This is a genomic window from Streptomyces sp. 8N706 (assembly GCF_052245415.1).
Taxonomy (GTDB): Bacteria; Actinomycetota; Actinomycetes; order Streptomycetales; family Streptomycetaceae; genus Streptomyces.
Window position 1 is genome coordinate 71,464 of sequence record NZ_JBQQBW010000021.1, and the last position, 7,243, is coordinate 78,706.

Here is a 7,243-nt window from a genome sequence, read left to right on the forward strand (position 1 = left end):
CAGGGTAAGGGGCGTGTTGCTGTCTGACCCCTGTCGCAAGGCGGTGATCGGGTCCACCGTCGGTCCTAGTCCGGCGGTCCGACGGGAGGCGCGGTGACGCCGGAAACCTGCCTCGCCCCCGCGAGGCACGACCGGGGGGCCCCGCCGGTCCGTTTCGCGGCCCGGCTGAGTCGCGGCAACGCCGGGAAGGCGCGGTGACGGTTCTCTGGACTCCGGGGCTCCCGGGCTCCCGGGCTCCCGGGCCCGGGCTTACGTGCCTCCAGTCCGCTGGGCCGCCAGGCGACCGGTCGGGCCCGGCCGGGCGGCCAGGCCGCCGCAGAGCCGACGTACCGTCAGACAATGTCCGCGCCGGCCCGACCCGTCGAGCGCGCGCCACCGGCATGGTGGGCTCCCACCGGACCCGCGGCCACCAGCTCACGGGCCAAGACGTGGCGGGTCAGGAGGAGCCGGGAGGCGCGGCGCGTTCAGGTCGTGAGCAGGACGCCCGCGTACGAGACTCCGGCCACCACCGCCCACGCGGACAGACCCAGTGCGGCGACCCGCCCGCCGGTGCGAGCCGACGAGGGCAGGCGGACAGCGCTGCCCAGCGCGAACAGCGCCGTCGCCAGGAGGAGTTCCCGTGCGACCCGTACCGCGTCGAGCGCGACGCCGGGCACCTCACCGGTGCTGCGCAGCACCATCATCGCCAGAAAGCCCAGGACGAACAGCGGCACCGGCGCCGGACGCCGCGCCCCGCCCCCGGGCCGGGCGGCCGGTCCCGTGCCGCGCCGGCGCCGGACGTGCACGGCCACTCCCGCGACGAGCGCGCCAAGCAGTGCCACCCTCATCAGCTTGACCAGCACGGCCTCGCCGAGGGCAGCCGGACCGGCCGACTGTGCGGTCGCCACGACCTGCCCCACGTCGTGCACGCCCGCCCCCACCCACCGGCCGAACTGCGCATCGCTCAGGCCGAGCGGGTGCTGAAGCAGCGGCAGTACGGCGACGGCGAGCGTGCCGCACAGGGTCACCAGCGCGACCGATGTCGCCACATCCTCCTTGTCGCTGTCGGCCACCTCGCTGACGGCGCCGACCGCCGACGCTCCACAGATCGCGTAGCCGGCGGCCACCAGCAGCGGCTGGTCGCCGCGGAGCCCGATACGGCGGCCGAGCCACACGGTGCCGAAGAAGGTGGCCGTCACCACGGCGAGGACCATCGCGACCGTGGCCCAGCCGAGCCCCAGCACATCGCTCACTCCCAGTTCGAGGCCCAGCAGAACGATGCCCAGTCGCATCAGCCGCTTCCCGGCCAGGGAGAGCCCGGGGAGGGCAGGACCGCGTACCAGCCCGCGTAATCCGGGCAGATGGGCCGCGGCGACACCGAGCACGATGGCCGCGGTCAGCGTCGGCACGGCCGGGACAGCCGTATGGACGGCCCAGGCAGCCCCCGTCCCCAGGCAGGCGAGGGCGACCCCGGCCGGTGCGCGGCGGGCGGTGGCCGGACGGGCGCCGGGAGGGCGGGGAACGGGGGCGGGCCGTTCGCGGAGGAGCGCCACTACCGCTCGTCCGCCGGGAGTTCGTAGACCCGGCGCACACTGGAGCCGAGCCGGGCGATGTCCGCGCCGTAGACATGGATCGAGATCGCGGTCGCCGTACCGGCGTTGCGCACCCGGTGGATGTCCCCGGGCGGCGCGAAGCCGCAGACCGTACCCTGCGGGTTCACCAGATCCGCGGTGCGGACCAGGCGTGCGGACGGGCCCCCCGGCACCAACCGGTAGCGGCGCTCGCTCTCCTCGCCCTCATGGACTCCGGTCACACACCACGCCACATGGTCATGGATGGACGTCCGCTGGCCGGGGAGCCAGACGAGCGCGACGACCGAGAAACTGCCGTCCTGCGCGGTATGCAGCAGATGCTGGCGGTACTGGTCGGGGTCGCCCTCCCGCTGACCGGGGACCAGCAGATCCGGCGCCCCGAGATGGGGCCGCAGCCGCTCACCGACCAGATGCGCCGTCAACTCGGGAGGATGGCCGCGCCCGACGACGTCCCGCACCTCGGCCACGAGGTCGTCGAGGCGTGGGGTGCTGTGTACGGCGGCGGTACGGCGGGGAGCCCGGGCCGTTGCGCGGAAGGCGGACGGAGCAGTCATATCGGCAGCGTCGCGCCACCGGCCCATCAGGTCCAACGACAGTTTCTACGACCTGCCCCAACATCCGCTTATGGATGGCCGGCCGCGTACCGACTCACCGGCTCGGCGGCTCGGCGGCTCGCGGTCCAGGACCCCGGCCGCACCCCTCCGGCGCCGACGCCGGAGGGCGCCCGCCCGGCTGACCCGGCCGCTCAGCAACCGACGCGCGCCGCCACCACGGACTTCAGCTCCTCCAGCACCAGAGCCGTGGCCGGGATCCGCAGATGCTCGCGCACCACGTACGCCGACACCTGGCGCCGGGTGTGCGGCTCCACCGCGCGCCCGGTCACCTTCCCGTGGCACAGGAAGGACAGCACCAGTGCCGGCATCATGGCGATGCCCACGCCCGCCGCCACCAGGCTCTGGACCACCAGATTGTCATCGGTGGTGAACGCTATGTCCGGCGCGAAGCCCTCTTCCGCGCACACATGGAGGAAGTTCGCCCGGCAGCGCAGACAGCCCGCGATCCAGCGTTCCTCCTTGAGGTCCGCCAGACGCACCGACCGGCGGCGGGCCAGCGGATGGCCGGTCGGCAGCAGTACCGTCAGCAGGTCCTCCATCAGCCGGACCTCGGCGACCTCCGCCGGCACCTCGTCGTTCAGGCCCGGATAGCTGAACGCGAGCGTGATGTCGCACTCCCCGCGCACCAACCGCTCCAACGACTCCGGTGGTTCCCCTTCCAGCAGCTCCACCCGGACCCCCGGATGGTCGGCGGCCAGCCGCGCCAGCGTCTCCGGAATGAGCGTGGCCCCCGCACTCGGGAACGCGCAGACGCGTACCCGGCCCGAGCGCAGCCGGGTGATCGCGTTCAGCTGCTGCTGCGCCGCCGAGATGCTGTCGAGGATGACGCCCGCGTGCCGGGCCATCGCCTCACCGGCCTCCGTCAGCCGCACCCCCCGGCCGGCACGGGTGAAGAGCGGGGTGCCGACGGATCTTTCGAGCGCCTTCATCTGCTGGGTGATCGCGGGCTGCGTATAGCCGAGGGAGCGGGCCGCCGCCGAGTACGACCCGGTCCTGACCACTTCATGGAAAGTCTTGATGTGCCGGGATTCGAACACGCGAGAAGCATAAGCGGATGTTGGGAACGACCGAAGGGGCTCCACCCGGCTGCCTCATGCCCTCGGCGCCGTCCAGGCCGTCGAACGGCACCGGTGTGCCGTACGACTCTCCGGCCCTCATCGGTGCGGTATGCCGCAGGTGATGGGGCACTCTGATGCCTATGCCGCACTACCGCTCGTACGACGACACCGAACTCTTCTACCGGGCGCTCGACGCCCGGGACGGCTCCGCCACTCCGCCGCTGGTCTGCCTGGCGGGCGGGCCGGCCCGGGACGCCGCCTACCTCGGAAATCTCGGCGGGCTCGACGGCCACCGGCCCCTGGTCATCCCCGACGCCCGCGGCACCGGCGACTCCCCCGCCGCCGCCGACCCCTCGGCTTACGCGTTCCCCCGGCTCGCCGAGGACCTGGAGGCACTGCGCGAGCACCTCGGCCTCGAGCGGTTCGCGCTGCTCGCCCACGACGCGGGGACGGCCACCGCACAGGCGTACGCCGCCGCCCACGGCGACCGCCTCACGCATCTGGTGCTGCTCAACCCCGGCGCCCGCCTCCAGGGCGAACTCCCCGAGGACGCCCGGGAGATCTTCGAGTCACGGATCATAGAGCCGTGGTGGCCGGACGCCTCGGTCGCCCTCCAGCAGCTGGCGGAGGTCTCCGACCTCGACGAGGTACGGGAGCTGCTGCTGCGCGTCGCGCCCATGGCGTACGGCCGCTGGGACGAGCCGCAGCGGGCCCACGCGGCCACGGAGGGCGTACAGCTCAACCCCGTCCCGCGAGCGGGCTTCTGGCAGGGCGTCGACGACCCGGCCCGGCGCGCACTGCTGACGCGGCTGCGGGAGGTGGACACCCCGGTGCTGGTGGTGACGGGCGACCGGGACGCCGTCACGGGGATGCGGGCGGGCGAACTCGTCGCGGAGTCCTTCCCGAATGCGACCCTGCGCCCTCTGCACGAGGTGGGCCACTACCCGTGGGTGGACGAACCGGAGCTGCTGCGGCCGCTGGTGGAGGAGTTCCTGACGGCCCCCCGGCCGTGATGTCCGCTCGAAAGCGTGGCCGTGGACCGGGCCGGTGAGCGGCTCGGTCCACGGCATCGGTAAACGGCTCGGTGATCGGCTTCTGTGAACGGCGTATGGCGGTCGTATGGCAGCCCGCGCCGGTCCATTGAGCTGCTTGCGCCGCCGCGCGTACCGTCTTCGTGGAGCAGCTCGACGCGGCCGTGTGCCCGAGTGGTTGAGGGACTCGCCTGCAAAGCGAGTTACGCCGGTTCGATTCCGGTCACGGCCTCCACTGTCTTGACCAGGCAAAACAAAGGGGCGGCATCCCGGAAGGGGTGCCGCCCCTCGCCGGATCGGTCAGCGAGCTGGGGCCTGCTGACCCGCCCGGTCCTTCAGGTCTCGCTCTTGGAGCAGTCGTGCGGTCTGCTCGGACACCGGTGCGGCCAGCAGTGCGGTGACCAGATCGACCAGCCGGCTCGTGAACAGCCGGTCGTCCCTGCGAGGGCGGGCGGCGGCGCGGGCGGCGAGTTCGGCGTGGCAGAAGCGCAGGGCGGTGAAGCGGGTGTGGAGCACCGTGGTCGACTCGGGAGCCAGCAGAGGCTCCACCAGGCGCCGCCATCCGTAGATGCTTGACCCCTCGTTCGGCACGACGAGCTCTACCAGGGGTTCGGGCCGGTTGAGCAGTTCGGCCACGATCTGCAGGAACTCGCGGCCGCCGTCGGGATCGGCCAGTTTCGCGGCGGCCGGCAGCACCAGGGCGGCGGCGAGGGACCGAAGATCAACGGTGCCGCTGTCCTCGTACTGCTGCAGCAGCACCTCCCGGCGGGCGTCCACCGCAGGGGTGTGTTTGTCGAGAACGGCCCGCAGCAGACCCGCCCGATCGCCGAAGTGGTACTGCAGGGCCATCGCGTTGCGCTGCCCGGCGGCCCGTTTGATCTCGCTGAGTGAGACACCGTCGATACCCTTCGCCGCGAACAGCTGCTCGGCGGCGCGGATGAGTGTGCCGCGGGTGTCACGGGGCTCCCGGCCCCGGGACGGCGTGGCTGGTCCGGGCGTCTCATGTGCTGTCACGGATGCCCATCGTAGCGCCATCATGCCCGAGTGATACGGTTGCATTAAATCTTAATTCAAGCACCTTGATGCGCGCGCGGGAGCCCACCATGTCCCGGAACTTCGAGACCGACCCCGACTTCCAGCGGCAACTCGACCGGATCGATGCCACCGGCGCCACCCTGCGCCTTGGAGGAATCCAGTGAAGGCACTGACGTTCCACGGCCGCCACGACATCCGCTACGGGGACGTTCCCGACCCGGCCGTCACCAGCCCCACCGACGCGGTCGTCCAGGTCACCACGGCCGGTATCTGCGGCAGCGACCTGCACATCTACGACGGCAACGGGTTCAGTCCGGAGATCGGTTACACCCCGGGACACGAATGCGTCGGCGTGGTCGTCGACACCGGCGACCAGGTCACCCGCTTCAAGCCCGGCGACCGGGTCCTGGTTCCCGCCTCGGTCGGCTGCACCCTGTGCGGAACCTGTGCGAGGGGGCTCACCGCCAGGTGCGAGCGCGCCCACACCCCGACGGACCTGTGCTTCGGAGTGAGCCCGCAGCTTCCGGGAAGTCAGGCCCAGGCTTTGGCTGTGCCTCATGCCGAGGTCAACCTGGTGCAGTTGCCGGAGGGCATCTCCGACGAGGCCGCCGTCGTCCTGACGGACAACGCCCCTACGGCCTGGTACGGCTGCCGCCGCGCCCGCATCCAGCCCGGCGAAACGGTCCTGGTCATCGGCCTCGGGCCGGTCGGCCTCATGGCCGCGCAGTCCGCCTTCGCCATGGGCGCCGCCCGTGTGCTGGGCGCGGACCTGGTCGCGGAGCGCCGCGCCTTCGCGGCCACCCTGGGCGTCGAGCCGGTCGAGGGCGAGGACGCACGGGCGGCCGTACGGGAGATGACCGCAGGACGCGGACCGGACGCCGTGGTAGAGGCTGTGGGCTCGGACGCCACCATCCAGCTCGCCCTCAAAGCCGTCCGGCAGGCCGGCCGGGTCAGTGTCATCGGGGTCAGCCAGAACAAGGCGTTTCCCATCCACATGGCCATGGCCCAGATCAAGGAGCTGGAGTTCGCCATCGGACTGTGCTCGGTCCACTACGAACTCCCTGCCCTGATCGCCCTCACCCAGGCTGGACGGATCACGCCGGAGGTCGTGGTCTCCCACCGCCTCGCCCTCTCCGAGGGCCCCGCGGCGTACGAGCTGTTCCATAGCCGCGCCGACGGTGTCCGCAAGATCCTTCTCGACCCTGCCCGCTGATCCATCTCCCTGCTGCCGCCGCGTCGCGCACCTCCGTGCGGCGGCAGCACCACACCCCCGACCGCCGTCGCACGCCGGGAAGCGCGGAAGATCCGCGCCCGCCGGCGCCCACAGCAGACCCCGCGGACCATCCCGGCCTCCGCGCGACAGAGCCCCCGGTGCTCCGGGGGCTCTTGTGCGCTCCGGCCGCCCTTCGGCCCTCGCCGGTCGGCCCTCGCCGGTCGGCCCTCGCCGGTCGGGCGGCGACCGCGGGCCGCCGCGTGGCGGTCCGCGGGCGCCGCCGGCGAGCGGACGACCGTCAACTGGACCGGGTGGGGGCCGCCGTGACCGCCCGCTGCCGCTTGGGCCTTCTTATGTCGTTGCGCCATGCCGTACGGTGCCGTATGGTTGACCATACGTCAGCGTATGGTTCACCGGACGCGGTGACGAGAACCACCGGACGCCTTGCCTCGAACGGGAGTTGACTCGGGCCGTATGCAGAAGATCCTCGTCACGCCCGCCACCGCCGCAGCAGGCGCCGTCGCAGCCGCCCCCGTGGCCGGCACCGGTGCCGGGGCCGTGACACCACAGGTCAGCCACGCCGGGTGACACTCGACAGCGCGGTGAGCCCGCGCTGTCGGCACACAGCCATTGCGTACACAACAGGGGAGGGCAGGGGGCGGCACGCAGTTTGCGTGCCGGCCCCTGCCCGTTGTGGACAGGCCGTTGGAAGGAACGCTGG

At 72.3% G+C, this 7,243-nt stretch carries 6 protein-coding genes and 1 tRNA gene; 3 read left to right on the forward strand and 4 right to left on the reverse strand.

The genetic code is table 11. The annotated features are described in order from the left end of the window. Positions 1–464: 464 nt before the first annotated feature. The 3 genes from ACTWQE_RS11115 to ACTWQE_RS11125 all read right to left on the reverse strand — a co-directional run bounded on the left by ACTWQE_RS11115 (position 465) and on the right by ACTWQE_RS11125 (position 3,222). Positions 465–1,532: a YeiH family protein gene (locus ACTWQE_RS11115; protein ID WP_443328707.1), complete on the reverse strand. Its 1,068-nt coding sequence runs from the start codon at positions 1,530–1,532 to the stop codon at positions 465–467. Further along, positions 1,532–2,125: a cysteine dioxygenase gene (locus ACTWQE_RS11120; RefSeq protein ID WP_443328708.1), complete on the reverse strand. Its 594-nt coding sequence runs from the start codon at positions 2,123–2,125 to the stop codon at positions 1,532–1,534. The genes ACTWQE_RS11115 and ACTWQE_RS11120 overlap by 1 nt, the downstream gene beginning before the upstream one ends. A 191-nt stretch (positions 2,126–2,316) precedes the next feature. Next, complete coding sequence (locus ACTWQE_RS11125) at positions 2,317–3,222, reverse strand: LysR substrate-binding domain-containing protein (protein WP_443328709.1); 906 nt, start codon at positions 3,220–3,222, stop codon at positions 2,317–2,319. Between the two features lie 161 nt (positions 3,223–3,383). On the opposite strand from ACTWQE_RS11125, the gene ACTWQE_RS11130 reads away from it, so the two are divergent. Both ACTWQE_RS11130 and ACTWQE_RS11135 read left to right on the forward strand, forming a co-directional pair. Beyond that, positions 3,384–4,256 carry an alpha/beta fold hydrolase gene (locus ACTWQE_RS11130; RefSeq protein ID WP_443328710.1) on the forward strand — a complete coding sequence of 291 codons (873 nt, stop codon included), beginning with the start codon at positions 3,384–3,386 and terminating at the stop codon, positions 4,254–4,256. A 178-nt stretch (positions 4,257–4,434) separates the two neighbouring features. After that, a tRNA-Cys gene (locus ACTWQE_RS11135) sits at positions 4,435–4,509 on the forward strand. A gap of 65 nt (positions 4,510–4,574) precedes the next feature. On the opposite strand, the gene ACTWQE_RS11140 is transcribed toward ACTWQE_RS11135, so the two are convergent. After that, a complete protein-coding gene (locus tag ACTWQE_RS11140; protein ID WP_443328711.1) occupies positions 4,575–5,288 on the reverse strand; it encodes a TetR/AcrR family transcriptional regulator in 714 nt (237 codons plus the stop codon). A 181-nt stretch (positions 5,289–5,469) separates the two neighbouring features. On the opposite strand from ACTWQE_RS11140, the gene ACTWQE_RS11145 reads away from it, so the two are divergent. Continuing rightward, entirely contained in the window at positions 5,470–6,522 is a 1,053-nt protein-coding gene (locus ACTWQE_RS11145) for an alcohol dehydrogenase catalytic domain-containing protein (protein ID WP_443328712.1), read from the forward strand. The last annotated feature ends 721 nt before the right edge of the window (positions 6,523–7,243 follow it).